The sequence below is a fragment of the Roseibium porphyridii genome (assembly GCF_026191725.2).
Taxonomy (GTDB): domain Bacteria; phylum Pseudomonadota; class Alphaproteobacteria; order Rhizobiales; family Stappiaceae; genus Roseibium; species Roseibium porphyridii.
Genome location: NZ_CP120863.1, coordinates 110,552 through 136,985, shown reverse-complemented (window position 1 = coordinate 136,985; position 26,434 = coordinate 110,552). Strand labels below are relative to the sequence as shown.

Here is a 26,434-nt window from a genome sequence, read left to right as displayed (position 1 = left end):
AACTTGTTGAACTTAAGGGCAGATTGAAGAACCGCCTGAAAATTGCGCGGACATTATTGTGCGCGATCAGTGTTGCATCGAAGATGCCGCAGAAGAGTTTTTGAAAAGCGCTTCCTTGAAGTAGAAAGTCCCCGGGTAACAGTACCCGGGGAGGAATTGGCAGGCGCAGGGAAGCAGTCGCTACCTACTGGTACTTGTACATCTTCTTTTCGGAGAACCATTTGCCTTGCCGTGTCTCTTTTGTGGACCGAGCCTTGTCTGCCTCAGCAAAGAGCCTGTGAGCTTCCTTGCTCTTGCCGGTGTGATATAGCGACCAGGCCCGCATGAGCTTTGCCTTGCGGCTTTCCCTGCCGCCGGCTGCGTTTCTTTCAAGATAGGTGAGCGCACCGCGCCAATCACCATCACCCATTTCACGTTCCGCAGAACGGATAGCAGAGTTTGAACGGGACGCCGTTGGCCGTTTCTTTCGGCTGGTTACTACGGTTGATTTACTGCTTTTGGTGGCAACTGTTCTGAGTGCAGGAAAGTCACCCGACCATTCAGCAACAAGCTGCCGTTCACGGATTTTTTGCTTCGTGCGCTGGGCGACGACAACAAGGCCAAGCACCGCTGCTTCATTGGGCTGGTACTGCATCGACTTGTCGAACCAGATTTCCGCTTCTTCGAATTCGTGCATCTCATAGAAGTGCCAACCGAGAACCTGTGCGGCAATTGGCGATTCAGCATCCTGGATAACGTTGGCAAAGCGTGAAAGCCGCTTGAATTCCATTTCCTCGCCGTATCCCTCGATAAGCGCAATCGCAACCACTTCAAGGTAGGCCTTGAGGATGAGAGGATCTCTCCTGCGGTTTTTGTAGGCCAACTCTTCCGCTTCCTCGTAGCTCCCAGCCTCCTTGAGAGAAACCACTATTCCTTCAATGGATTTGACCGTGGGCTTCATCTTGTGGGCGGTGCGGAACCAGGTTTCGGCGACTTTGTAGTCTTCTCTTGAATAGAAGTACCAGCCGAGAAGTTCAGCATCTTCCGGGTTCTTGAGCGATTTGGCCGCGCGGCCGAGCGCCTCCAGGTCAGAGGTGTCAACGAGCGCAGTGATGTCTGCTGCTCCGTTGCCAATTTCTCCGCGCAAAATGTTCAGATAAACCTGATTGAACTCCGATTGCCCATCCAGTCGGGTTCTGCCCATCTGTACCAGTTGCTCGACGGCATTGCGCGGCAACAGTTCAGCTGCCTTTTGAACTGTTGCGATGCGTTCTTGTTCATCGCTGCAATTGGCCAGAATGTACTTGTAGGCCTCAAGGGCCTTCAGCTCCTGACCGGCGTTCAACAGCGCTTTGGCGGTCCGCCAGATGACATCGATCTCGCGGCATACGAGCAGGTCAGGGTTCTCCACTGCAAGTCTGATCACTTCTCCATTGTTTTCGTTGTTTGACGCCTGAATCAGCGACTTGCGCACCTCTGCGTTGACAATTTGTCGGCGCAGTTCAGGGGAGGGTCCATAACCAGGATACAGCTTTATGTACTCTCGGATCTTGGCATAAAGCGCCTGCGTTTTTTTGGCAGCAAACAGATCCCAAAGAGGTTGCTCGTTTACTTCGATCCGATTGGTGTCGAAGATATTCTCCGGTGGTTCCCATTCAGGGTGAAGGCTCTTGAGCCTCTTGATTTCCGCCGAGACACGTCCGATTTCACCATTCTTGGCATAGTAGCGTAGCGCGGACTCATCCACCTCCGGCTCAGCGGTGACGATGGCCTGCCCGTTCGAAGGCACAGAGGCCTGGTCAACTGTGAGTGAAAAGGGTGAAACGCTCGCCGATTTCACTGTAGGTTGATTGTCGCTTTGCAGATTGAGCGTTAGGGGAAGGCTTCCGGGCGTTTGGCTCGGCGCGGCTTCCCATGGGGCGGATTGCGCATCGACGCCCTTTGTGGCGAGCGTTAGCGCAAGGGTAGCAATCACCATTCTGGAGAAAGACATTTTGGGTTCCTCTCTGCAAGTGCGAGAACTGTAAAAATTTGAAGTGTTGAGGAGTAATAAGAGTCTGATCCGAACTGCAGCAGTGAGGTCGGAAAAGGTTCAGAGGTGTCGATACAGCGCGACAATGCGGCGATGGATCGAAATCCGGTCTCACTCATTGTCGACTGTATCGCGCCGGTCACAACATGAGTGACCGCCGGCCCTTCTGGATTGCTGAAACCGTGCAGTGTTGAAAAATCGGCTGCTTTCTTCTCGCGAAATGCATTGTTGGAAAACGCGAGATAAAGCGGAATGCGAACGGCATTGTACCCGAACTCCGGCGGGAATTTGTCAGAAGGCACGAGTTTGAAACCGCTGATGTCAACCCAGTCTGGCGGAAGGTAGGTGGGGGCCCTTTGGGAAAGATCCAGAATTTCCTCGCCGACAACAGCGATTTCTGCCCAATTGGCCGATCTGTCGAATTGGGCAATGCTCTCCAGGGCGGGAAACACCCAATAGGATGGGTTGACCGTCAAGGTCTTTCCATCCTCGTCAACAAACCCCTTCGCACCGGGCAGAAGAACCGGACCTAGGCCTGTTTCGTGTACGAGAAGAGTGGCAACGTCCCGCAGGATTTTACGTGCCGAGGCTAGGTTTTCAGGATCGTTCCACTGCTTGTAGGCTTCTAAAAGCGCCCAAGCAACGAGCAGATCCCCATCCGTTGCATTGTTCATATCCGCAATGCTGGGACCTTGGTCCGTGTGTTCGACTTTCCAGGCGAAAAGGCTGTCGTTCCGGACCTGAAGCGTTTCAAACGTGTAGTCACGAATGAGCCGAAATGCGTCAAGATCATCAGCCGCAACAGCCAGAACCATACCGTAGCCCTGGCTTTCACTGTGACTGATGCCCTTGTTGGCGTCGTCAATGACAGCACCAGCATCCGTGACGAAGCGGCTCTTGTAGTCACGCCATGCTGAACGCAGCCACAGCGATAGGGCATCTTTCTCGCGAGCACCGTCTCCGAACACCGGTTCGGAGACGGCGCCGCTTGAGACAACAACAAGTGCAAGCAGTGCCGAAATGAGCGTTTTCAACATCTCAACGCCCTGATTTTCTGAGCGCAACATAGTAGCTGAACGCCAGAACGACGCCGAACAGCACCATGAAAACAACAAAGTCGAGCATGTTGTGTGAAATTACACCGGCAACAACCAAGCGGCTGTTTCTGAGTTCGGAAGGATTGGCGAGCGACGCAAAATAGTTCGCTTCAGAGAAACGGTCGGACAAAACGGTGTTGTCAGACGTTTTGTAAAGCGACGTGTCACCGCCGAGCCAGGCCAATCTGCCTTCCCGAAGAAGCGTGTCAACTCCGGACTTGACATCGTCGCCCGTCAATCCTGTCACGACGGTCCAAACGTCCTGCTTCACAGGTGCTCCAAAAAACGCAACCCAACTCTCTTGCGATGAGAGATCGGTGGTGCGCTGTGAGAAGAGAACATCGTTCTTTTCAAGCTTGAAGCTTTGCTGTGCCTGGAATTCAGAACCTAATTTGAAGCCCATGTTGCGCCAGGCCGAGTTGGCATATCTTCTCAGATCAGCCCAAAGGCCCGGCTCATTTGCATCAGGAGTTTCAAGGCCCAAGAAATTTGCGACATGGCCACGAGCGGCGCTGCGACGGGTATCTTGAAGCGTGTCCGTATAAGCTTGCTTTGCCGGGCCGGAAAGACGATTGACAGGTGCCACGATCAAGCCTGGCTGTGAACCGACGTCGCCGGCGCCTAGGACAATTGAGACAGGCTGGACAGTCTGGTTGATTGCTGCTGTCGCGACGGCAAGTTGTGCAGCGGCTTCGAGGCTGCTGCGGTCATTTGACGGCACCTGAATGTAAGTCGGCCGATTATCCGCAGTGCTTTGAGGCAGCAGATTACCCGGTGAGACGCTTGGCGTGACACGCATTCTGGCCAGAGAGTCAAATTCAATCGTGGAGGTGCTTGCCTCGAAGGCCAAACGATCTGGACCGTTGAGCGATGAAACATCGCAAACCTCATCCTCGGAGGTCAAAGAGGACACTTCAATTCGAAGCTCGTTGAAACCCGGCGAAAATCCACCGAGCGGAATGTTCACCGGTGAGCGGGAAGTGATCCCGTCTCGGGTCAACTCCGCTGAAGCAAGCGCAGCGCCATTTGCAAACACCTGAAGCCGGTTCGCATTCGAAAGGTCTGCAAGAGCTTCAATATCAAGGCTCAATGTCGCCTTTCCATAGTCACCAACGAAATAATCTTCCGGCAATTTGATGGAAAAGTCCCTTTGCATGAGACGACCGTCGAAACGTTGGCTGCTGACCCCCAGTTCCGCAAGTGAAACGGGCGTTCCTGGCGTTATCTCGTAGCCAAACTTGTTCGTGAAAACCTGAATCCCGCGCTTCGTGCCGGTGGTTGGCAGCTTTGCCAGTGCCTCTTGCAATTGAGCGATGGCATGATCCAATGCCGGTCGACTGTCTGCGGCGATCAAAAGCGACAGACGACCTGTCTCCGGATTGCGCATGAGCGCAAGCCCTTGAATTCCGGACCGGGTTCGCCCGACTGCATAGCCGGCTTTCGACAGTTCCGCGCGCGTGCCGACAATAATGTCCATCCCGGCATTTGTGCCCGGTTCTGGCCGGATCTCGATATTCGGGTTCTGGTACTTTCCGAAAACCGCGACTGTCTGTGCCACGGCGAGAGACCGATCCAGATTGGACGTGCTCATGTTTGCAGGCTGGACCAGCCGGAAGTTTGTCGACCCAGTCACGTCGTTGGGAATTGCTCTTAGAACCTCAAGACCGGAAACGAGTTTTGGTGCAGTGTCGGGGCCAGGGTCGAAGACAAGCCCAGTGTTGGCCGGATTGAGCACCGTCCAAAGCTCATAGGTTGCCGGGATAGTGCAATCGACCCGGTGCTTGTGTCTTGCAACAAAGCGGACTTCGTTAAATCCCTCGACGATCAGTCCGGGTGGAAGATCGAAGCTACGCAAAGAAGCCTGCTCGCCGGAGGTCAGTTCAATGTCACCAACAAGCTGTCCATTGATCATGACGCTCAGGTTGGAATATTCCGGCGCTGCGGAGACGGCCGTCAGATAGTCGACCTGCAGCTTGCGATAAAGCAGAGCCTCGTCACGTGGCGCATAGAGGGCAAGACGCAATTCTGAGAACTCACCTTCAAGGCGCATCTGGTCTGCCGTGGCGGTGAGTCGGCGTATCGTGCGTCGTTCTTCCTTTTTTGTTTCCAGAACAGACAGATCGAGCTGTTGGGCATTTGCTCCCAAGGGAACTGTGAGTACAGCTGCCGCCAGAAGCGCTGATTTCAGACACATGCTTCCAGTCGACACGATTGAATTCTTCATCATGAGGGACCTCACTCTGCAGGAGTCATAAAGGTTTCGGGAAGGTCGTTCTCAACGCGCGCGGGTTTGCGACGCGCACCGCTGCCAAGGAGCGAAAACATTGCGATCACCGGAATACGTACGCCGTAGTGTACCGACCAGCGCACAAGCCGGAGCATGCCCCCAACAGGCGAGGCTCCGGTTAGTTTCCGGTTGTGCAGTGCTCTTGGAATGGAAAGGTCTGCAAACACCAGATCGCTCGACGCCTGGGCACACTTGGCAACTGTGTCGATGTAACCAGCCCCCACGAGAAGGCCTGTGGAACTTGCCCGTTGAGAAGCAATATTCACGCTGATGCCTTCTTCCGGGCCAAAGTCACCCATGTCTGTCGATGTACTGGTGTTTCGGCCTTGTTTTTGAGCCGGAAGCACCTTCAGGAGCCCCCGTTCGCCTAGCATGTTTCCGCTATGCGGCACCTTGTCGAAATGCATCAGAACACCGTTGGTGTTGGCCTCCACCAAAGTGACGGGAACAGTATCTTCGCCAAGTTTCAAAATGCCTTTGCGTTGAACACGTATACGAGGTGCTGTCCTAACTTCCTTGCGTTCCAGAATGGCTCCCAACGCTGCTCCGGTAACAATCAGGTTGAAGACATGCCAGATGCCCACCACGGACAGGAGAGCTGTTTGGCCAGGGTCATTTTCAAGGCGCCAAAACAGCACACCTGTTGTGGCCAGCATCAGCACAAACACGACGACATAAGGCCATGCCAGGACCGACAGTTGTTCCTTTTCAAGCGTTTCGCCTTTTGTGGTCACGTTGAATTTCGGGCTACGGGGATTGAGCAAAACCGAAATGATTGCCGGGAACAGGAAGATCGACTGGATGTACTCATAGAGTTCGGAGATCCAGGGCCATCTCAGCTTGCCGTAGAGGCCTGACTGGATGGTCACAACTGCCAGTATGTAGGTGAGCGTATAGGCGAGAAATTCCTGAGGCGAGGCAATGTAGATCTTCATGCTGAATAGGATGAAGAGCAAGGGTGCCAGCAGGAAGACGAGTCTCGGAAAGGGAAACAGCCAAAAAAGTGCGCTTGAAACATACGCGACGCGCTGCATGAAGTTCAGGCCCGGCTTGAAAAGCGGGTTCTTGAGAAGGAGTATTTGCAGCATTCCCCGGCACCAGCGCGACCGCTGACCGATGAAGGAAGCAATCGTGTCTGGTTGAAGGCCGGCGATCATTGGACGGTCTACATAAGCGCTCTTCCAGCCACGAGAGTGCAGTTCCAATGCGGTTTCGCAGTCTTCCGTGATCGAGACACCGGAGAACCCGCCGACCTCATTGAGAGCAGACCGGCGCAATACTGCCCCAGATCCGCAGAAGAACGTGGCGTCCCATTTGTCCAGACCCTTCTGGATCATGCCGTAGAACATATCGTTTTCGGACGGCATGAAGTTGAAGGTGCGCAAGTTGCGCTCAACGGGATCGGGATTGAGGAAAAAGTGCGGTGTCTGAACCAGAAAAAGCTTGGGATCGGAGAAATAGGCCACTGTCTCGCGCAGGAATTCACGAGCCGGTGCATGGTCGGCATCAAAGACCACAACCAAATCACCCTCGGAACGTGACAAACCGTAGTTCAGGTTCCCCGCCTTTGCGTGTTCATTCCTTTCACGGGCCAGATAAGTTGCGCCGAGTTCGTCGCAAATGCGTTTCAGTGTTTCCGCCCGATCCCGGGCTTCGCGCGCAGCAGCTGGGTCGTAGGCATTCAGTTTCTGGTCCGTTGCACCGTCATCGAGCAGAAAGACCCTGAATTTGTCCGCCGGATAGTCCATGTTTTTGGCCGCAGCGATCGTGCAGGCCACCAAGCCGGGATCTTCATTGTAACTTGGAATGAAAACATCAACGCTCGGGGCGTCTTCATCCCTTGTCAGAACCTTGCGTGGCCGTTGATAGCGATCCGACACGATAAGCGCGGACAGAAAGAACATGAGAATGCAGAAAAGCTCGGCGGCCAAAAGCAAAACGCCGGGCACGAAGTCTGCCAGATTTTCGATTGGTGGTACCGTTTGAGTAACGCGCCAATAGACGTAGCGGCCAACGATAATGCCGCCCAGGGAGAGAAAAATGACCCTCCCAAGAGTGCCGGGAATAGCCTTTGTAAATTGCATCGCGAGCAGTAGGAACAGCCCGAGAAACAGCTGCACCTCTACGGACAAAGGTAAGGTCGCAATGAAAAACATTGCAATGGTAGCCACAGTGGCGAACAAATACGCCAGAAACTTCAGCATTGTCCTAACTCCATACTTTTATTGTTTAATTTCGAGTTCCGGGGCGATGGAAATTGCCCTTTGAACGACGTTGATCAGCTCAGCCTGTGAACTGACTTCAAGTCTTTGCTGCGCCATTGCGATGTGATTGCGCGCAGTGTTGTAGCGAATGCCGATTTCCTCGGCGGCCTGCCGGACGCTCCTGCCGGCGATCAGTTGCTGTATGAGGCGCGCCTGTTGCAGCGTCACACCGGCGGTTGCCTTGATCAGCAACGGATCCGCGTTGATGGGACTATCAGTCGAGGCAACGAGAATTTTTTTGGTGAAGTAGTTTCGAACCGGGTCGTCGTGTTTGTCTTCATCAGAAAATGAAGGCACCGGCTCTAACAAAAACTGCGTTCCTGTCGCCGTATGCAGAATGTGCCGCTGGGTTGAAGGCGAGCCTCGCAAAAGTCCGCGGACAGCCAATGTGTCGACGCTTGTTGCTGGGGAGAACCGGGCAAGAAGGTCAGCGGGTCCTGAGATCCTTCCATCAATGACCCTCAGGTCTTCACCGCTTTGCAACAAAGCTTCTGCAGCAGAGTTTTTTGTTAGAAGATATCCATTGCCATAGATGACCAATGCAGCATGCTTGATGTGCTTGATCCAATAATCAGAGCTTTTCAGGTCTATCCTGTTGAAGCCGAAAACGAGTTCTTCGGCATAACTGCGAAAGCCCCCGAAAATATCTCCCATATAGGCAATAACACCTTGGAAGAGCTGCTCGGAGAAGCCGCAAGGAATGTGCGCAGTCAAAAAGAGCTGTAACCCGCTACCAAGATCGACGGAAAGGGCCGCAGCCCGATCAGTCTCCAAAACCGATTTTGCCGGGTCTTCGCTGCCATTTTCCTGGATACAGCGCAGTACAACCGGATCGTGATATACCGGTGCGCAGATATCCCGTTTCAATGCAGCCAGTGTTTCTTTTTCTTGTTCAATGAGGAAACTTGCATCCCAGAGCCGTCCCGGGTCGTCTGTCGTAAACTGTGCTTCCACTGATTTTCGCAAGGAGTCGAAAACAAAGACGCTGAAGACGAGATACTCAAATCGTCTGGCGAGCATGTAGGGAAAGTCGAGTTTTTCGCGTGAACGGCGGTCCTGTAAAAAGCCGCCATAGGCAATGTCTTCTCCGAAATGCCGAGAACCGAAATACATTTGGTGCCCCCACCTAAGTAAAGCTGCCGTAGTCTGTTGTCTGTCTAAGTGGTCGCTTCTGTATGGCGACTGATAATTTTTGTTTTTGAATAAGTACGCCCCAGATGCCGGAGCGTTAAAAAAGTATTAACAAACTAATAGATCAAAGCTGCAGCTCTTGTCTTGGTGCAGTTGCATCAAAATTTGGGCATAGATGTATTATGGTTTACAAGTTTGTTTGATTTATTTGCATCAAAAGTGCTGAAATCTTCAGGAAAAGGACTTGTCTAGTTCCCAGTTATCTAAAGAAAATTCGAATACAACCACCACTTAAACTCTGAGCTGCAGGAGGGGGTGTCGAATTTTGCAGTAATGCTGCAGTGCAATGCGAGTGTTATTCTTCCAAATATACGATGGCCCAGTCGAGTGTTCGGCAATGGATGAAATACTTTCGACAACAATTGGTACCGGCTACAAAAATAGTCTTGTGAACAAAAGAAATAAATTCTGCCCAAAAAGCATGCAGGGTTGAGTAAATAAAACACACGCTCCTACTATCGCATAAGTTTAAGTCGCGATTTCGTGATCATTTTTTTGAGAAACCCCGACCCCAGAGTTCAATTTCACCCGATTTCGCACCTTCCGACCAACATTTTGCACCAACTCTGGCAGGAGGCAGTTCAAAAACGTGATGGTTTCAAGTAAGACATGCAACCTGTCAACTCTCGGGAAGGTGGCATTGCCAGACAACGGTGTTTTGAATCTTGGAGATTTGGCGCACCCGACAGGATTCGAACCTGTGACCTCTGCCTTCGGAGCGCGTCTGGGCGGTCTTCGCTGTTGTTTCTAATTGTTCGCCATGGCACGCTAAGTCATTACGTAGATTAGATTTTTCTAGATCTACACACCGAAGTCAGTATCCAGGAACACGTCGCAGTTTCCTTCCGGATGCTTCCGTGGTGCTTCCGAAATAGCGCCTCCGGAACCACTCTTGTTCAGGAGAAATGACGTGCCGAAACTCACCAAGCGCATTGTCGACCAGGCAAAAATGAGCAAAGCCGACTACTTCATTTGGGACGACGACCTCCAAGGCTTTGGCCTCCGGGTCTTCACCTCCGGAAGACGAAGCTATGTCGTTCAGTACCGTGCCAAGGGGCGCACCCGCCGGTTCACCATCGGTCCGCATGGTGTCTGGACACCCGAGACTGCCCGCAAGGAAGCCCGCGTGTTGCTTGGGCGTGTCGCACAGGGCGAGAACCCAGCTGAGGAGCGTGAGCTCGATCACAAGGCGATCTCTGTCAAGGAGCTCTGCCAGCGTTATTTAGAGGATGCTAAGGCTGGGCTCATCCTCGGAAAGAAGCGCCGCCCTAAAAAGGAATCTACGATCTACACCGACGAGGGACGGATCAAACGCCACATTGTCCCTCTGCTTGGATCCCGCAGGGTCAAGGACCTGACATCTGCGGATATCACGCGCTTCATGCGTGACGTTGCTTCCGGGAGGACGAAGATGACCGAGAAAACCAGAAAGCACGGCAAAACGATCGTGCGAGGTGGCGTAGGTACGGGTACGCGCACATTGGGTTTGCTCGGTGCTATCCTTACCTATGCGCGCGAGAATGGCATTATCGACACCAACCCGGCGCATGGAATCCGCAAGGTCGCCGATCAGAAGCTCAACCGCAGGCTTTCTGAAGATGAATACCGGCTTCTTGGTCGATTGCTCAGTGATGCCGACCAGGACGCTCAACTCTCGACCGCAGCTGCAATGGTTCGCGCTCTTGCGCTCACAGGCTGCCGACGTGGGGAGATCATCAATCTCGACTGGAGGGAATTCGATGCCGCCAATAGCTGTTTTTGGCTACGCGACAGCAAGGAGGGAGCGTCTGTTCGTCCAATTGGATTGCCGATTGTTGAACTCCTTGAAGCTCGTCACGGTGATGCGATTGCCGGTGCCGTGTTTGAAGGAACGGTCGAAGGAAAGCCTTTCATTGGCTTCCCCAAGCACTGGCGTAAGATCCTAAGAGACTCGCCACTTGCTGATATCACGCCTCACGTGCTGCGTCACAGCTTTGCCAGCATTGCGAATGATCTCGGATTTACGGAGTCGACCATCGCGGCACTTCTGGGCCACGCGCAGGGCACCATCACTAGCCGCTACATCCACTCGGTCGATACGGCGCTGATCATGGCGGCAGACACGATTGCCGGTTACATTCAGGGCCTTCTAGACGGAGTGCAGTTCACGCGCACAACTTATGCAATGGATCGCCATGCTCGTGCAGCTGCAATGAACAGGATACTGGCGGAACGCCTTGATGGTGGTCAGGAACATAGTTTCAAGGTTTCATAACCGAATCCTCGGCCATAGGAAGCCACTGCTTCGTTAGGGTCGACTTGATTGATCAGTCAATCCTTCCAAGACGGTAGCGGCTTTCGGCTTAATCGCTTGGAAATGAAAGGACTGTCACCCTTTCACTTGCGCTGAAGCCCGCTGGCCCGCTTCTTCAGTTTGCAGTCATGTAAGCGAGTTAAGAAGAACTTGGAAATCTCAGATTTTGGCACTGAGTCATTGTCCAAGCTGTCGCAATGGTGCCGTTTGCCGGGCGCGCGTAAGTGCACTTGCGCGGCGACCACTCTGGAATTCTTACGCTTTCCGTTCAAACGAGGCGCCCGATTGCTGGCCAATGCAAAGATGGTAGCGAAGGAGCGCTGCCGCCGATCCACACATCCACCGGATATACGCTACAGGCTCCGATTGTTCTCTCTGCTGCTGGCAGCATAAGTCGGTGGCTAGTCTGACGGATTTGGGGCCGGAGACAGACCGTCGGTTTCCGTTCGAAAAGTCATTGAAGCGGACGTTCACACAGCACAAGTTCGAAGCTGTTTTCGTCCCAGATCTGCCCTTCACTGATCGGCGAAGATGCTGTAGCCGCAGCTTGCATAGCCGCCGTTCACTGCGGTGGCAAATTCTTCGTTTTGCCGAACTTATAGTTCGGGGGCAAAACCCACTTTTCGTAACACAAATAGACAGGCCCATTTAAGGTGACGCACTTTCGGTCGTTAGGGTTTTGGCAAACAAAAATCTGTCACCAGACAATAGCTTGGAATTGGCTTTGAATGATGCAGGGATTCCTGGGCCAGTTACCGATTCAGTAGCCACGTCCCTTGCTGCCACGGTTTGGTTGAGATCGAGAAGGAACTCTAGCGGATCATCTGACTTCGTCATGCCCTGCGCGTGACGCACGGCTTTGTCGAGTTTCTGGTGCGCATCCTTGAGCGGAGATCCGTTTCGAAGAAATTGGTTCTTGGCGGAAAGTTGTCTTTCGTGACCACGTCGCAAAGAGCGCCACGCCGGGAAGAGTTGTGAACGCGAAATGTAACACTCACCATATCCACGACCGCCGTTGCATCACCTCTGATGCGCTCATTTACGGTGGGAGCGGGGGACTTTAGGTCGCCAAGCCCAACGGGCTTGAAGCTGATCCAAATTTGGCAGCCAGTGGAAACAAGACGATGGACAGAACAATCAAAAACGTCGGCAACAGCATACCGTAGGCAAGGCGAATTTCGCGTTTGGCCACCCTCCGCACGATCGCGGTTGCCCCAACCACCAGCAGTCGTCTGAGATACCCGTCTCCTTGTTTGCTGATGCCGCCAAATCGATCCTTTCCTCCTGAGCTGTTGGGGCGCGGCGTCAGGCCAAGCCAAGTACCGAACTGACGACCCGTCCGGAATTGTCCTGGGTCCGGGTCAGTTGCTGCAATGGCAGAAGCCGTGATCGGTCCGATGCCTGGTATAGTAGCCAATCGGCGGCTGGTGTCATCGGAGCGATGCCAAGCCAGGATTTGCTTCTCAAATCTTTCGATCTCCTCAGCGAGCTTTTCAAGTTGCTCGATGATCGAGAATAGAGCGGTGTACGCATGGGACGGGAGATCGTCCTGCAGCTTGTGCACAAACCGGTAAGTGCTCTGACGCCACCAGGTCCAGTAGCAGTGTCCAAGCCCAATTGGGCCAGATGAGCACGCCCTGTTGCTGTCGGCTTTTGACGGCGACGAACCTCATCGTCGGCCTTGTTACCGTTTCACTGATCGCTTCGGCGAAAGCTGCATCTGTCTTCTCTCGTATCACATTGGGTTTGACCTATACTGGTGGCATCGACCGGACCTTATGGCCGAGAGCAATAACCTCCCGACCCCAGTGGTGTGCACGGGCACAGGTCTCCATCCCGATAAGGCATGGTCGCAGCGCAGAGAAGAAGGGGACGATTTCGCTTCGGCGTAACTTGCGTTTCGCGACGACTTTTCCGTCGGCGCTGAATAGCATGAACCTGAAAAACCCGCTTGGCGAGATCGAGACCGACAACGGTAATATCCTGATGCATGGAAATGCTCCTTAGACCTGGCTCAACGGCCAAATCATCGCACACTGCGCCAATGCGGAGGCCGTCCACAACCTCAGGTCAATATGAAGTCGGACAAAATATGCCTTCTACAACTGAGCTGCGAGAAGCGACGCGTTGCCGCCGGAGGCCGTCGTATCGATGCACAGATGACGCTCCAACACGCAAAAATCAGCCATCGCGTCCGAAGCTATAAGCGGAATTAGAGGCCCTTTCCGCCGCGCAAGCGCCCTGCGGGCTTCGGTCAGATCTGAAAGGTCAGACCAGAGAGCGACTGCATCGAACCCTTCTAGGGTGGCCAGCGCACCGCGGTCCAGAAAGCCAGAAACGCTCAGATCTCCGGAGGCCTCCGGCACAACGACGACCGCCGTACAGCCCACTTCACGGGCGATCCGAGCCTGCTCCAAAGCATCCGCCAAACTTGGTCCGAGGCACAAAACAGTCCCGCGGCCATAGGTTGACCAGCGATTGGATTCTCCTGTCGGACCGGGCATGTCACGGGTTTCCAACGCAATAGGAGGCTCCGCCTGAACAGACGACAACACCGACTGGACAATCTGGAAATCGGCAGTCTCGCCACTTACGACCGCGTTGAGCGGCAAGTTCAGCTTCTTGAACCGTTTTACGTAATGTGGTCCGCCGGCCTTGGGACCTGTCCCTGAAAGCCCCTCGCCTCCGAAGGGTTGAGACCCGACAATTGCGCCGATCTGATTGCGGTTTACATACATATTGCCGACATTCAGCTTGCTGGTGATATGCTGTACACGATCATCGATCCGCGTATGCAGTCCAAAAGTCAAACCATAGTCGCTGGCGTTGATGGACTCGATGATCCGGTCGATTTCATCGGCTTCGAACAAGGCGACATGCAACACCGGACCAAAAATTTCCTTTTCAAGGTCCTGGACACCAGAAACCTCAATCACGGCGGGCCCGACGAAGTACCCCTGACCCGGGTATTTCACCTGCTTAAGCAACTTTCCGTCCCTTGAAGCCGTGTCCACGTGCTCCTGAATTTCCCGGCGCGCTTTTTCTGTGATGATAGGACCGACATCGACGGCAAGGTCCCAGGGATTCCCGAGCCTTAGTTCGTCCATCGCCCCAAAAAGCATTTCCAGAAAGGTATCGGCGATGTCCTTCTGCAGATAGAGCACCCGAAGCGCCGAACAGCGCTGCCCCGCAGACTGGAACGCAGAGTTCACGATGTCCTTGACCGCCTGTTCGGGCAATGCAGTGGAATCGACGATCATGGCGTTCAACCCGCCGGTTTCCGCAATGAAGGTGGCATCCGGTTCCAGCCGCTCTGCAGAGTCCCGGCTGATTTTCTGGGCGACTCCAGTCGAACCGGTGAAACAGATGCCGTTTACCCGAGGGTCGGTGGTTATCCGGGCGCCGACAACCGAGCCCGCTCCAGGAACCAGTTGCAATACAGACAAGGGAACTCCGGCTTTGTGCAACAGCCGAACTCCGATGGACGCAACAATGGGTGTCGGATCGGCCGGTTTTGCCAACACTCCGTTTCCAGCCGCGAGGGCTGCAGCAATTTGGCCGGTAAAGATAGCCAGAGGAAAGTTCCACGGTGAAATACAGGAGATGACACCGCGCTCTTGAAAACCGCCCAGGCGCACCGCCTCTGCACCATAATACCGTAGGAAATCGACAGCCTCCCGGATTTCGGCTATGGCATCTGGCCCGGATTTACCGGCTTCGCGGCTCAGGGCGGCGAAAATCTCACCGGAGGATTTCTCATAAAGATCTGCGGCCCTGTTGAGGGTATCTGAGCGCTCCTGTGCACTGGCACCGGCCCAGCTGCGGGCGCTCTTCAGTGCGGTTTCCACCTGTTCCGGCGTTGTGTGGGAGACATATCCAACAATCTCTGAGGGATCAGAGGGCGAGTGGACCTCCCTTGCCTCCGCGGCCCAGACCTCGCCCGCAATAGTCGGGGTGACCACCCACTGATGTGACTTGAAACGATTACGGGCCGCATGAAAACCATCCAGGTCTGTCCGATGGCGCAAATCCCAGCCTTTGGAGTTCACACGTTCTGGCCTAAAGAGGTCTGGTGGCCGGACAACCGCCTTGTTCTGTGCGGATCCGATCTTTTGAAGTGCAACAAAGGGATCCGAGGCAATAACCTGCGGGCTGATTTCCTTATCGACAATCTGATTGACGAATGAACTGTTCGCGCCGTTTTCCAAGAGCCGTCTGACAAGATAGGCCAATAGATCGCGGTGTGCGCCGACGGGTGCGTAAATGCGGCAGCGTGTGTTTTCTTCATCCTTCACCAGCTGATGCAATGACTCTCCCATACCGTGCAGGCGCTGAAACTCATAAGCCTGACCGTCCCTGGCCATCTCAAGAATGGCGCAGACCGTGTGGGCATTGTGTGTGGCGAACTGCGGATATATCCGATCGCCATAGTTCAGAAGCTTGCGGGCACAGCAGATATAGGAAACGTCGGTTGCCGGTTTATGTGTGAACACAGGAAATCCAGCCGTTCCGTCCACTTGCGCCTGCTTGATCTCCGTGTCCCAGTACGCACCCTTTACAAGACGCACCATAAACGTCCGGTCGAGCTCCTCCGCGAGAGCATAGAGCCAGTCAAGAACCGATGAGGCCCTTTTTCCGTAGGCCTGCACAACAACACCGAAACCGCTCCATCCGGCAAATTCGGGCGACCGGACAACGGCTTCAATCACATCAAGCGAAAGATCGAGTCGGTCGGCCTCTTCCGCATCGATGTTGAGACCCATGCCCGCATTCTTCGCCAAAAGAGCCAGTTCTTTGACACGTGGAACAAGTTCGTCCATGACCCGCGCGCTCTGGCTCACTTCATATCGGGGATGCAACGCCGACAGCTTTATGGAAATTCCGGGATTGTCGCGTGGCTCAGGATGCGTGGCCTCCCTGGCGAGGGTTTGGATCGCATCCGCATAAGAGTTGAAGAAGCCTGCCGCATCCGTAGCCGTCAATGCGGCTTCACCGAGCATGTCGTAGGAATATGTATATCCCTTCCGCTCATTCGCCTTGCCGCGCCTCACAGCTTCCGCGATGGTTTGGCCGAGTACGAACTGGTGGCCCATCTCCTTCATGGCCCGCTTGACCGCTGTCCGGATGACGGGTTCCCCGAGCCGTTTGACTGCTCCGCGTAAAGTATCGGCGAGATTGGTTGTTTCGGGCTGTTTCAGTACCTTGCCTGTCAGCATCAGCGCCCAAGTCGACGCGTTTACAAGCGGCGAGCTAGAGTTTCCTAGATGAGCTCCCCAGGAGGATGGCGCGATCTTGTCTTCAATCAGATCATCAACTGTGGGCGCATCAGGGACCCGTAACAATGCTTCGGCAAGGCACATGAGCGATACGCCCTCGTCGGTCGAAAGTCCGTATTCGGCCAAAAACACGTCCATCAACCCAGGACTTGCTGTGTCTCTTATTTTTTGGACGAGACCAGCCGCTTGCTCAGACACCCGGATCGTTTCGTCATGGCTCAGCCCGTCTTTTGAAACAAGTTTTGACAATACCTCCTGTTCTTCCGCCAGATGCAGGTCGCGGATGTGCCGGCGAAGGGTGGAAAGTTTGGTCATGGTGCAGCTCCAACAAAACAGTTGAGTAATCATACCATTGCCCACAAAGTGACTTTGACTTAAAAATAAAAATTCACAATTGGAAAAAACTAAAAATACCTCCTTCGGCGTGTGAAATGGCGATCAAATTTAAAAAAGATAGTGAATTAGACCGATTCGATCGGAAGATTCTTGAAATTGTTGCCTTGGATGGCCGGATTGCCATAACACAGCTCGCAAAAAAGCTCGGGATGTCAGCAACTCCTTGTACTGTACGGCTTAAACGTCTCATTGAAAGCAACTACATTCTCGGATTTCGTGCGCTGCTCAATCCGCAAAAACTCGATTTGACCCATGTTGCGTTTGTAGAGGTGAAGTTGCACGACACGACCGAAGCCGCACTGAGCAATTTCAACGCCGCGGTGATGACCGTGCCGGAGATTGAACAGGTCCACATGATAGCCGGTCCTTTCGATTATCTGCTCAAAGTGCGAACAACCGATATTCAGTCATACAGAAAGGTCCTTGGAGAACGGATCTCCACACTCCCTCATGTGGCGAGTTCTTCGACCTATGTAAGCATGGAGGCGATCAAAGACGGAGGGATCACAGGCAGCTGATCTGCGGGTAGAAATGCATCGCCGCAGCACCTGCAGGGCCAAAGGGGCTACTGCAGGTGACAGGCAACCATTCCAGACTTCTGCCGCTTCAGTTCTGGTGGTTTGGTTTCGCAGATATCAGATGCATTTGGACAACGGGGGGCAAACGCACAACCCGGTGTTTTCGCAAAGGGGTCCGCCGCCGCGGTGCCAAGCGGAACATCAGGCAGGTTCTGCCGTGAGGTCGGTGACAGCATCGCTGACAAAAGCGATTTCGTATAAGGGTGTTGCGGGCTAGCAAAAAGATCTTCCGTGCCCGCCTCTTCGACTTTCTTGCCCAGATACATCACGGCTGTCCTATCGGCCAGATGCTCGACCACGGACAGGTCATGGGTTACAAAAATCATCGTCAAATCAAGGTCACGTCTAAGATCCAGCAGCAGGTTTATCACCTGTGCTTGCACCGAAACATCCAACGCGGACGTCGGCTCGTCGCAGATCAACACTTTCGGACGAAGGATAAGCGCACGTGCAATTGCGACACGCTGGCGCTGCCCACCGGACAACTCACCCGGATACGCACTCGCTAGACGTGCCGGAAGCCCGACACGTTCCAGCATTTCATCTGCCTTCCTGCCCGCACCGGAGCCTCCGTGAAGTTTCAAAGGCTGCGCGACCAGATCACGTATGGAGCGGACAGGATTGAGTGAGGCGTTCGGGTTTTGAAAAACCGGCTGGATCAGACGGACACGTTTTGAAACATCTATCAGGTCAACATGCTGCCCGGCGATCTGGATGCTACCGCCATCAGCAGGAGAAAGCCCAAGTATCAATTTCAAAGCCGTGCTTTTGCCGCAACCCGATTCACCGACCAACCCGAGTGTTTCGCCCTCGTTAACATGCAGCGTCAGATTGTCGACGGCGACCAACTCTTCCAACGGCTTGAACATTCCGCGGCGCAGATGGAATGACTTGCGTAAATTGTCCACTTCAATCAATGGAGAGGTCACGCCAGGGGTCCTCCTTCAACGCGGTGGCATTCGAAGCTTCGCTCGGATTTACCGATCGACTGAACCCGATGCAGGGGAACCGAACCTCTTTCGCAATCGGCTCCTGCGCTTGAACAGCGCTCGCGAAATGCACATCCCGGCATTTCACCTATCAGGCTGGGAACGCGACCGGGAATGGCTGGCAGGTGGCTGCCGCGAGGAGTGACACCCGGAACCGGAATGGCGCGCATCAGTCCCTGTGTATAGGGGTGAAACGGAAGATCGAACAATGCATCACAATCGGCGTGTTCGACTATGCGACCCGCATACATCACCGAAACCTCATCCGCCACTGCGGCGACCACACCGAGATCATGCGTAATCAGTAAGATGCCCAGGCCCAGTTCATCCTGCAGTTCCTTGAGCAGAACCAGAATTTGCGCCTGAATGGTCACATCCAAGGCTGTTGTCGGTTCATCGGCGATCAACAATCGGGGTTGGCTCATCAAAGCCTGCGCGATCATAACCCGTTGTCGCTGCCCCCCTGAAAACTCATGCGGATATCGTGCAAGGCGCGTTTCTGCCCGCGCAATTCCGACACGCTCCAGCAGATTGATGGCACGCGTGTCGGCTTCTGCATGCGACAGCTTTTCGCGAAGCATGACGGCTTCGGTCAGTTGTTGACCTATGGTGAGCGTCGGATTGAGCGCCGCTGTCGGATCCTGAAAAATCATGGCCATTGCATCGCCGCGCAGGCGTTTCAGAGCCGGCGAATCAACGTCGGTGATGTCATTGCCGCAAACGTTATAGCTGCCCGCTCTCGTCCTTGCGTAGCGTGGTGTCAGGCCCATCAAGGCACTTGCTGTCAGAGACTTTCCACAACCGGATTCTCCGACAAGACACAAGGTCTGCGCAGGTTCAATCTTCAGGTCCACACCGCGCACCGCATGAAGGTCACCTTGTTCAGTGGGCAGGGTGATATGCAGATTGCGCAAATCCAACAGCGTCTCGGTCATCTTCTTTTAGGCCCCGTAATGTCGCGCATACCGTCACCAAACAGGTTCACCGCCAGCACCAGCACACAAAGGAGGCTCCCAGGCAGAGCGATCAGCCACGGATCAAACAAAATGTTATCTCTGCCTTCCGCGATCATAAGACCCCAGGACGGTGTTGGTGGCCGGACGCCAAGCCCTAAAAACGAAAGCGCCGCTTCAAGTAGAATGACATTTGCCACTTCCAGCGTGACCACAACCAATATCGTGCTCTGGATGTTGGGGAGAATCTCAAGGAACAAAATTCGGATACTTCCGGCGCCGATTGCATGGAGTCCCATGATGAATTCCTGATTTCTCAGGCTCTGGGTTGCCGCCCTCGTCACGACAGCGAACCGGTCCCACAGCAAGAGCCCCATGACTGTCACAAGCGTTTGCAGGGAAGCCCCGCCGACGGCAACAGCGGCGAGTGCGACCAGCACGATCGGCAAGGAAAGCCGGGTCGTTATGATAAAGCTGATCACTATATCGACACGCCCACCGAAGTAGCCGCCCAGAAGCCCCAATGTGATGCCGATTGCACTTGCAATAGCGATTACGCCAATCCCCACACCGAGCGAGACCCGAGCGCCGTAGATCAGTCTTGATAGATAGTCGCGACCAAGGTGATCCGTGCCGAGCAGATGCTCCGGCACCGACCTCTCTTGCCAGAAGGGAGGCAAAAAACGGCGGCTCAGGTCCTGGGCGAATGGATCATGCGGAGCAAGCAGAGGTGCAAAGACCGCCATGACGACAAACACCAGAAGTATTGTACCGCCGATGGTTATGCCGGAGTTCCGCAGAGCGCGGCGGCGGAATGCCGTAAAGCTGTTGGGCAAGGCTGCGTCGCTCATCAGGAAGTTCCTCTAAGTCTGGGATCGAGCAGCGCATTGACGATATCGGCGGCTGTGGTGAGGACCACATAAAGCAAGGACAGCAGAAGAATGATCGCCTGAACCACCGGCAAGTCGCTGCGCAAAAGGGATTCCCAGGCAAGGCGTCCCATACCGTTGAGCGCAAAGACACTTTCGATCACGATTGAACCGGATAGCAGCAAGCCAAGCTGAACAGCTGCGAGCGAAACCAGAGGGAGAACCGCGTTGCGCAAGGCGTGTCCCAAAATGACCCGATGCTGCGGCAGCCCTTTTGCAATTGCGGCCCTGACATATTCGCTGCCCAACACGCCGATCATCCCGGAACGCGTGATCCTCATCATCGCGGGAATTGCATAATAACTCAGTACAAGAACCGGAAGGATGTAGCCCTGCCACTTCTGGGCACCTGAAATCGGCACCCAACCGTACCAGACACCAAAGACAACAATCGCCATCAAGCCCAGCCAGAAGCTTGGGATAGCCTGACCGGTCACAGCGATGACAAGCGCCATCCGGTCGATAAGCCCATTGGGCTTCAGCGCGGCGGCAATGCCAAGTGGAACTGCAATCACCAGGGCGACAAGAAACGCGGTAATCCCGAGTTTCAAGGTAACGCCGATGCGGTTGCCAATCACTTCTGAAACAGGAATGTTGAAATAAATGGACTGACCGAAGTCCCCCCGCATCGCCGACCAGACCCAATCCAGATATTGGATCGGAATAGGCCGATCAAAACCATAGGCGATGCGTATTGCTTCGGCATCCTCGGCACGGCCGCCCGATCCGGCGATGGCAATGGCCGGATCACCTGACAAGAACATCAGTGCGAAACTGATAGCTGAGACCGCAACGCAGACGCAGAGCGCTACAAATAGACGTTTCAAAATGAACTGGATCATTTCGGCATGGACTCCATCAGACGGGCAGGAAATCCTGCCCGCCAGTTCCAGAGTTTATTTCCAGCTTGCCTGCCACCAGCGGGCAAACTCATCAGGATGCGGGGTGAAAGACAGGTCTGGTGACAGTCCGTAATTCACATTGAAATTGTACATCGGCATCCAGTAGGCCTGCTCGGCGATACGTTTGACGGCCTTGGCATAGAGATCCTCCCGCTCGGCTCTATCGGATGCGGTGTCGGCCTTGTTCAGCCAGTCCGCAAGCTCTTGATCCTGAACCAAATCATCCGCACCGCCGCCAAAGAAGTTGGACAGGATGAAAACTACATCACCGATGCCATAACTGCCCCAGTTTGAGTAGAAAGAAGGAACCTCCTTCTTGCGCCATTGACCGACGCCGGCAGCGTACTGCTGTTCATTGAGGTTCAGCGTGACACCAACATTTGCCAGGTCGGCCGCAATCGCTTCCGCAGTTGGTCTCGGCATAGCGGCGAAGATCATTTCCAGTTCGAAACCATCACCGTATCCCGCCTCAGCAAGGAGCGACTTTGCTTTTTCCGGATCATAGTCGTAGCTCACGACGTCCTGCGTGCACCCGAATTGCGCCGGATTGCATGGTGTGTTGAGCACCTTGGAGGCCCCGCCAGCAAAAGCCTCTACAATGGCACCGCGATTGGTCGCATGGATCAACGCCTGGCGTACCTTCTGTTGGGCGATCGGGCTTTCTCCACCAAGGGAATCCGGCGCGAACCCGACATAACTGATCCGCATAATGGGAGCGCTGAGGATTTGCGTACGGCCCTCAAGACGCGACGCCTGATCGGGTGGAATACGCCAGATCCAATCCAGATCGCCAGCCATCAATTCGGCATATTGAGTGTTCATCTCCGGGATCGCACGAACGACAATCGTGTCGATGCTTGCGTCACCTTTGGGGCTTTCGGTGTAGTGGTCGGAAAAACGTTCCAAGACGTATCGCACGCCCGGTTCCTGCTCGACCAACTTGTAGGGACCCGTGCCGATCGGGGTGCGAGCTATACCGGCCGAACCCTCGGCTTCAAAGAATTCATGCGGATAAATCGGCAGCGCATCGGCCAGCATCTCCACGGCGCCGGCGAAAGGTTTGGCCATGTTGATGCGGACTTTGAAGTCATCCAGTTTTTCGACGCTTTCAATCCAGTCAACCGAAATGGAATACCGGGTCCCGTATTCCGGGCCGATGACCTTGTTGAGCGTGGAAACGACATCGTCGGCCGTAAAGTCCGCACCATTGTGGAACTTTACCCCCTGACGCAAGTCGAATTCCATGGTGAGTGGGCCTGTGAACTCCCAGCTTTCAGCGAGAGCCGGTTTAAACTCGCCGGTATCGAGGTCTTTGTAGAGCAGACCATCATAGATATGACGCGCCAGTATAAGTCCTTCGCGACCGGCAATTTTGTAAGTGTCGAGGGGTTCAGGTTCAGCCGCAAAGGCGACATTCAATGTGTTCTCTGCCTTGCCGGCAAATGCGGGATCAGCCAAACCAAGAGCAGCAGCGCTCACGAGGGCCACTAGGCCGCTCAGTCTTGTAATTCGCATTGTTTATTTCCTCTGGGTAATCGTATTAAAGCGATCACGCTCCGATATGCTTCGGTTTCAGCGCCCGCTCTACGTAAATGAGAGTGCTCGCAGGTGTTACGGTCAAATAGCTGCTGACTATGGAAGTCATAATTTTGGCGGAATGCTGCCAGGATTTCGAGTATTCTGCCGGTGTCAGTCGCGCGCTGAAACATGGGCTGATGCCTATATGGGCGAACTGCCTTTGATTGAGGCGCTCGAACCGGAGAGCATCTACTGTCAGCAAAGCTTGAAAGTTAGATAGCGTTAACATGACCGATACGGCCAAGAGCTCGGCGGGAAACCATAGTAAAAGAATGTGAAGATAGTCGGCGAAATAGAAAAATAAGATTACAAGCGTGGGCGCAATAGCCTAAAACTGCATCAACAACGTCGAGTATTGCCAGTCGTTCTAAAAGCCATAGCCAAGGCCTATTTGCAGGAGAGGTTCCAAGTGCCTTTTCATTGATCCGCAAATAAATCCGGAGGTTTGAAATGGTAAATACCTTACGTAGCTTCGCTCTGACGGCAGCCGCGCTGGCACTTTCTGCAACAACGTCGATCGCAGATGTCTCGATCCGCCTTGGACACGTGCTGCCGGAGGCGCATAGCTGGCATGAAGCCGCGACAGGCTTCGCGAAGGACGTTGCCGACAAAACAGAAGGCCGCGTCACGATAGAGGTCTTTGCGGACGGACAGCTCGGCAGCGAAAAAAACGTAATCGAGGGTCTCCAATTCGGGTCTGTGCAAGCTGGGGTGATCGGCAGCGGTTCCTTTCAGTCGGTTGAACCCAAGATGGGCATCATTGAAATGCCCTATGCCTGGACGTCCCGCGAGCAGGCATTCACAGCCCTTGATGCAGACTTGGGCGATGCGCTTGAGGCGTTGCTAGAATCGAAAGGTATTGTCGTTCTTTCCTGGTGGGAAACCGGCTTCCGCAACATCACCAACAGCAAACGGCCGATTGAAAAGCCAGCGGACCTTACAGGTCTCAAGATCCGTGTGACACCGGACAAGGTGCGGCTGGCTGCCTTTGAGGGTCTCGGTGCAGAGCCTGCACCGCTGTCCTTCGGCGAACTCTATTCAGCTCTGCAGCAGGGTTTGTTCGATGCACAGGAGAACCCTTTGTCGATCATCGACGCGGCTTCCTTCTATGAAGTGCAGAAATACATTTCGCTCAGTCAGCACATCTTTGGCGCGGCAAGCCTTTCTATCTCCAAATCGACTTGGGACAAAATCTCGGCTGAGGATCAGGCCGTAATCAGGGAAGCAGCGCAGCATTGGGCCGAAGAACAGAGGGCAATGGCGGCTGCCGTTGAGGCTAGACTTGTTGAGGAACTCGAATCCAAAGGCATGCAGTTCAATGAGGTCGACAAGACCGCGTTCGTCGAAGCCGTGGCTCCGGTTTGGGAACAACAAGCCGAGGTGTTTGGTCCGGAGTTGATTACGATTTTGGACAGTTACCGTAAATGAGCCGGCAACGACCAGAGCTGAAACAAGTTGCATCGGTTACACCGATGCAACTTTACGATTTCAGCCAGAAAGTCCTGTTTTCACCGACTGAACGTGGCGAGGGCTTTCTCAAATTAGCTGTAACAACCGGGAAGAAGGGGGCGCGCTCCCGCCCTCACAGTCACCCCAGGGACGAAGTCACGCTCACACTGAAGGGGCAGGCCGTCTTGCGTGCCGATGGCAAGGAATACGTCATGACCGAGGGAACAGCCCTGCGATTGCCGCCCGGACTTGAACATGAAGTTGAGGTGTTGTCTGACGAGTGGGTGGTGGTCGCAGTTTACTGCGACGAATGCATGCTGTGTGGCAAGCTTGACGGTGGATCCGGTAGTGGCTGAGCCTGCAACCGTTTCTATCATACTGCGAAGACTCGACCTTGCAAATCGCTGGATTGGTTCTGTCCTTGTCGCGGCATTTTCCACAATAGTCGTCTACGTGGTTTTTTCGCGCTATCTGCTCGATTCCACACCACGTTGGGCGGAAGAACTGCCACGACTTCTCCTGGTTTGGCTGACTTTTATCGGTTCCGTTTCGGCATTTGTGCGTGGAAGCCATTTTCGCGCAGGGCTCGCTGATCTGGTTTTCGGAGACTCAGGTCTGCGAAAACTTATTCGAGTTCTGGCCGTTTGGGCCACCTCCATTTTTTTGATTGTGCTCGGTTTAAATGGAGCGACGCTGACCCAGCTTACCTGGTCACATAGCACAACAGCACTGTCCCTCCCGGTCGGAATTTTTTATCTCTCGCTTCCGGTCTGCAGCGCTCTTTCACTGCTCGTCCTGGCGCTTGGAGGTTGGCGGAAATGACCTTTACGCTGTTTCTGCTCTTAGCAGTTTTCGTTGTGCTCGTCTTGATCGATGCTCCGATAGCTGTCGCGCTGGGTCTGTCCGCAGTTGTCTATCTGCTTGTGGCAGACACGGCTCCAATGATCGTCGTGGCCCAAAGATCTGTAGCCGGTATCGACAGCTTTACGCTTCTTGCCATTCCTTTGTTCGTGCTTGCCGGGCTTTTGATGGTGCATGGAGGGCTGGCTCCGCGCATCATTGCCCTGTGCTCTGCCATCGTTGGCAAGAGAACGGGAGGCATGGCGATCGTCATGGTTGTTGCCTGTTTGTTATTTGGTTCGTTGTCCGGATCGGGTGTGGCCGACGTCGTTGCTATCGGAACGATGATGGTGCCTGCAATGCGCGAACGCGGTTACGATCCGGGTTTCAGCGCTTCGGCCCTGGGCTGCGCAGGTTCACTCGGGACTGTGATTCCACCTTCCATTGTTTTGATTGTCTATGGTACGGTGACCGGAACGTCGGTCGGCCAGCTTTTCGTGAGCGGTATCGTACCTGGCCTTCTGCTTGGTCTCGGCCTTATGGCTGTGGCATGGCTGCAATCCTATCGAAATGGCTGGAGCGGCGGCGATCCATTTAGCTGGATGCGCCTGAGAAAAACCTTTCGCGAAGCTTTTCTTGCGTTGCTCGCGCCGATCATCATTGTCGGAGGCATCCGCACGGGCCTGTTCACGCCAACAGAGGCGGCGGGCATAGGCGTGGCCTATGCCTTGTTCATCGGCCTTTTTGTATATCGTGCTCTTGACTGGGCGACGGTTGCCAAACTGTTGAGGGAAACCACCGAAATCACCGGCGCCATTCTTCTAGTCATTGCCGCGGCGTCTATTTTTGGATGGGTCCTGGCTGCCGAACGCGTGCCCCAGTTGGCCGTCTCGGGCATTACTCAGGCGACCGACAGCACCACTGTCGCGCTCTTGATTATGATGGGAATTCTGCTGGTGCTTGGAACGTTTATGGAGTCGATTGCGATCATTCTGATCCTCGCACCGGTTTTTCTACCAATCCTAGGCCATTATGGGGTGGATCCGGTCTATTTCGGTATTCTGATGACTGTAAACCTTGCGATCGGAGCAAACACACCACCGCTTGGTATAGACCTGATGGCGGCCTGCCGCGTCGCCCGGATATCGCTCGCCAGCGCATTTGGTCATCTGGTGCCGTTTTTGGCGGTTATGATCGCGGTCCTAGTTCTGATGATCTTGTTTCCCGGTATAGTCACGGGATTACCAAGTATGTTTCAGTAAGATCAGGCTCAAATAATACGGCGGCCAAGACAAATGGATCTTGGCTGCCGCTTCACTCAACGGTCTCTCGTCAAACGGGCGTGTCGCAAAGATTGTCATGTTAACCACACCATGAGATTTGGCTGTTGAAAGCACGCTC

General features: G+C 54.2%; 17 protein-coding genes and 1 pseudogene. 6 read left to right on the top strand and 12 right to left on the bottom strand.

What is annotated here, in order from left to right:
- Positions 1–184 precede the first annotated feature (184 nt).
- Genes K1718_RS00665 through K1718_RS00645 form a run of 5 tightly spaced genes read right to left on the bottom strand, consistent with a single transcriptional unit; the run spans position 185 to position 8,772 of the window.
- Positions 185–1,972, bottom strand: coding sequence for a hypothetical protein (locus K1718_RS00665; RefSeq protein ID WP_265680079.1), 1,788 nt, complete (start codon positions 1,970–1,972; stop codon positions 185–187).
- Positions 1,951–3,048, bottom strand: a complete 1,098-nt coding sequence (locus tag K1718_RS00660; protein ID WP_173005822.1) for a family 8 glycosyl hydrolase — start codon at positions 3,046–3,048, stop codon at positions 1,951–1,953. Before K1718_RS00660 ends, K1718_RS00665 begins: the two co-directional genes overlap by 22 nt.
- Position 3,049: 1 nt before the next feature.
- Positions 3,050–5,335: a cellulose biosynthesis cyclic di-GMP-binding regulatory protein BcsB gene (locus K1718_RS00655; RefSeq protein WP_265680080.1), complete on the bottom strand. Its 2,286-nt coding sequence runs from the start codon at positions 5,333–5,335 to the stop codon at positions 3,050–3,052.
- A gap of 8 nt (positions 5,336–5,343) precedes the next feature.
- A complete protein-coding gene (gene bcsA / locus K1718_RS00650; RefSeq protein ID WP_265680081.1) occupies positions 5,344–7,599 on the bottom strand; it encodes a UDP-forming cellulose synthase catalytic subunit in 2,256 nt (751 codons plus the stop codon).
- 18 nt (positions 7,600–7,617) lie between these two features.
- Positions 7,618–8,772, bottom strand: coding sequence for a helix-turn-helix transcriptional regulator (locus K1718_RS00645; protein ID WP_265680082.1), 1,155 nt, complete (start codon positions 8,770–8,772; stop codon positions 7,618–7,620).
- Positions 8,773–9,760: 988 nt separating this feature from the next.
- Here K1718_RS00645 and K1718_RS00640 point away from each other — a divergent pair.
- Positions 9,761–11,104, top strand: a complete 1,344-nt coding sequence (locus tag K1718_RS00640; protein ID WP_265680083.1) for a tyrosine-type recombinase/integrase — start codon at positions 9,761–9,763, stop codon at positions 11,102–11,104.
- Between the two features lie 1,231 nt (positions 11,105–12,335).
- Here the strand turns inward: K1718_RS00640 and K1718_RS00635 are convergent.
- A pseudogene (locus K1718_RS00635) lies at positions 12,336–13,077 on the bottom strand (IS110 family transposase); the annotation flags it as partial.
- A gap of 165 nt (positions 13,078–13,242) precedes the next feature.
- Positions 13,243–16,734, bottom strand: coding sequence for a bifunctional proline dehydrogenase/L-glutamate gamma-semialdehyde dehydrogenase PutA (gene putA / locus K1718_RS00630; protein ID WP_265680084.1), 3,492 nt, complete (start codon positions 16,732–16,734; stop codon positions 13,243–13,245).
- Positions 16,735–16,850: 116 nt separating this feature from the next.
- On the opposite strand from putA, the gene K1718_RS00625 reads away from it, so the two are divergent.
- The gene (locus tag K1718_RS00625) at positions 16,851–17,333 is read left to right on the top strand and encodes an Lrp/AsnC ligand binding domain-containing protein (protein WP_265680085.1); all 483 of its coding nucleotides are present in this window, start codon (positions 16,851–16,853) and stop codon (positions 17,331–17,333) included.
- A gap of 47 nt (positions 17,334–17,380) precedes the next feature.
- On the opposite strand, the gene K1718_RS00620 is transcribed toward K1718_RS00625, so the two are convergent.
- Genes K1718_RS00620 through K1718_RS00600 form a run of 5 tightly spaced genes read right to left on the bottom strand, consistent with a single transcriptional unit; the run spans position 17,381 to position 22,681 of the window.
- Positions 17,381–18,322 (bottom strand): oligopeptide/dipeptide ABC transporter ATP-binding protein, encoded by a 942-nt coding sequence (locus tag K1718_RS00620; protein ID WP_265680086.1) that lies wholly within the window; start codon positions 18,320–18,322, stop codon positions 17,381–17,383.
- Entirely contained in the window at positions 18,319–19,317 is a 999-nt protein-coding gene (locus K1718_RS00615) for an ABC transporter ATP-binding protein (RefSeq protein WP_265680087.1), read from the bottom strand. The genes K1718_RS00620 and K1718_RS00615 overlap by 4 nt, the downstream gene beginning before the upstream one ends.
- Positions 19,314–20,186, bottom strand: coding sequence for an ABC transporter permease (locus K1718_RS00610; RefSeq protein WP_265680088.1), 873 nt, complete (start codon positions 20,184–20,186; stop codon positions 19,314–19,316). The genes K1718_RS00615 and K1718_RS00610 overlap by 4 nt, the downstream gene beginning before the upstream one ends.
- The gene (locus tag K1718_RS00605) at positions 20,186–21,106 is read right to left on the bottom strand and encodes an ABC transporter permease (RefSeq protein ID WP_265680089.1); all 921 of its coding nucleotides are present in this window, start codon (positions 21,104–21,106) and stop codon (positions 20,186–20,188) included. The genes K1718_RS00610 and K1718_RS00605 overlap by 1 nt, the downstream gene beginning before the upstream one ends.
- 54 nt (positions 21,107–21,160) lie before the next feature.
- On the bottom strand, positions 21,161–22,681 hold the full coding sequence (locus tag K1718_RS00600; RefSeq protein ID WP_265680090.1) for an ABC transporter substrate-binding protein: 1,521 nt from the start codon (positions 22,679–22,681) through the stop codon (positions 21,161–21,163).
- A gap of 513 nt (positions 22,682–23,194) precedes the next feature.
- Here K1718_RS00600 and K1718_RS00595 point away from each other — a divergent pair.
- Genes K1718_RS00595 through K1718_RS00580 form a run of 4 tightly spaced genes read left to right on the top strand, consistent with a single transcriptional unit; the run spans position 23,195 to position 26,295 of the window.
- Positions 23,195–24,172: a TRAP transporter substrate-binding protein gene (locus K1718_RS00595; protein WP_265680091.1), complete on the top strand. Its 978-nt coding sequence runs from the start codon at positions 23,195–23,197 to the stop codon at positions 24,170–24,172.
- Positions 24,169–24,549, top strand: coding sequence for a cupin domain-containing protein (locus K1718_RS00590; RefSeq protein ID WP_265680092.1), 381 nt, complete (start codon positions 24,169–24,171; stop codon positions 24,547–24,549). Before K1718_RS00595 ends, K1718_RS00590 begins: the two co-directional genes overlap by 4 nt.
- The gene (locus K1718_RS00585) at positions 24,542–25,015 is read left to right on the top strand and encodes a TRAP transporter small permease (RefSeq protein WP_265680093.1); all 474 of its coding nucleotides are present in this window, start codon (positions 24,542–24,544) and stop codon (positions 25,013–25,015) included. The genes K1718_RS00590 and K1718_RS00585 overlap by 8 nt, the downstream gene beginning before the upstream one ends.
- Positions 25,012–26,295, top strand: coding sequence for a TRAP transporter large permease (locus K1718_RS00580; RefSeq protein ID WP_265680094.1), 1,284 nt, complete (start codon positions 25,012–25,014; stop codon positions 26,293–26,295). Before K1718_RS00585 ends, K1718_RS00580 begins: the two co-directional genes overlap by 4 nt.
- The last annotated feature ends 139 nt before the right edge of the window (positions 26,296–26,434 follow it).

Bases quoted from the DNA above. Each gene is read 5' to 3' on its own strand.
- putA (WP_265680084.1), bottom strand. From the start codon at position 16,734: ATGACCAAACTTTCCACCCTTCGCCGGCACATCCGCGACCTGCATCTG.
- K1718_RS00590 (WP_265680092.1), top strand. From the start codon at position 24,169: ATGAGCCGGCAACGACCAGAGCTGAAACAAGTTGCATCGGTTACACCG.
- K1718_RS00595 (WP_265680091.1), top strand. From the start codon at position 23,195: ATGGTAAATACCTTACGTAGCTTCGCTCTGACGGCAGCCGCGCTGGCA.
- K1718_RS00645 (WP_265680082.1), bottom strand. From the start codon at position 8,772: ATGTATTTCGGTTCTCGGCATTTCGGAGAAGACATTGCCTATGGCGGC.
- K1718_RS00615 (WP_265680087.1), bottom strand. From the start codon at position 19,317: ATGACCGAGACGCTGTTGGATTTGCGCAATCTGCATATCACCCTGCCC.
- K1718_RS00600 (WP_265680090.1), bottom strand. From the start codon at position 22,681: ATGCGAATTACAAGACTGAGCGGCCTAGTGGCCCTCGTGAGCGCTGCT.
- K1718_RS00610 (WP_265680088.1), bottom strand. From the start codon at position 20,186: ATGAGCGACGCAGCCTTGCCCAACAGCTTTACGGCATTCCGCCGCCGC.
- K1718_RS00605 (WP_265680089.1), bottom strand. From the start codon at position 21,106: ATGATCCAGTTCATTTTGAAACGTCTATTTGTAGCGCTCTGCGTCTGC.
- K1718_RS00665 (WP_265680079.1), bottom strand. From the start codon at position 1,972: ATGTCTTTCTCCAGAATGGTGATTGCTACCCTTGCGCTAACGCTCGCC.
- bcsA (WP_265680081.1), bottom strand. From the start codon at position 7,599: ATGCTGAAGTTTCTGGCGTATTTGTTCGCCACTGTGGCTACCATTGCA.
- K1718_RS00655 (WP_265680080.1), bottom strand. From the start codon at position 5,335: ATGATGAAGAATTCAATCGTGTCGACTGGAAGCATGTGTCTGAAATCA.
- K1718_RS00580 (WP_265680094.1), top strand. From the start codon at position 25,012: ATGACCTTTACGCTGTTTCTGCTCTTAGCAGTTTTCGTTGTGCTCGTC.
- K1718_RS00625 (WP_265680085.1), top strand. From the start codon at position 16,851: ATGGCGATCAAATTTAAAAAAGATAGTGAATTAGACCGATTCGATCGG.
- K1718_RS00660 (WP_173005822.1), bottom strand. From the start codon at position 3,048: ATGTTGAAAACGCTCATTTCGGCACTGCTTGCACTTGTTGTTGTCTCA.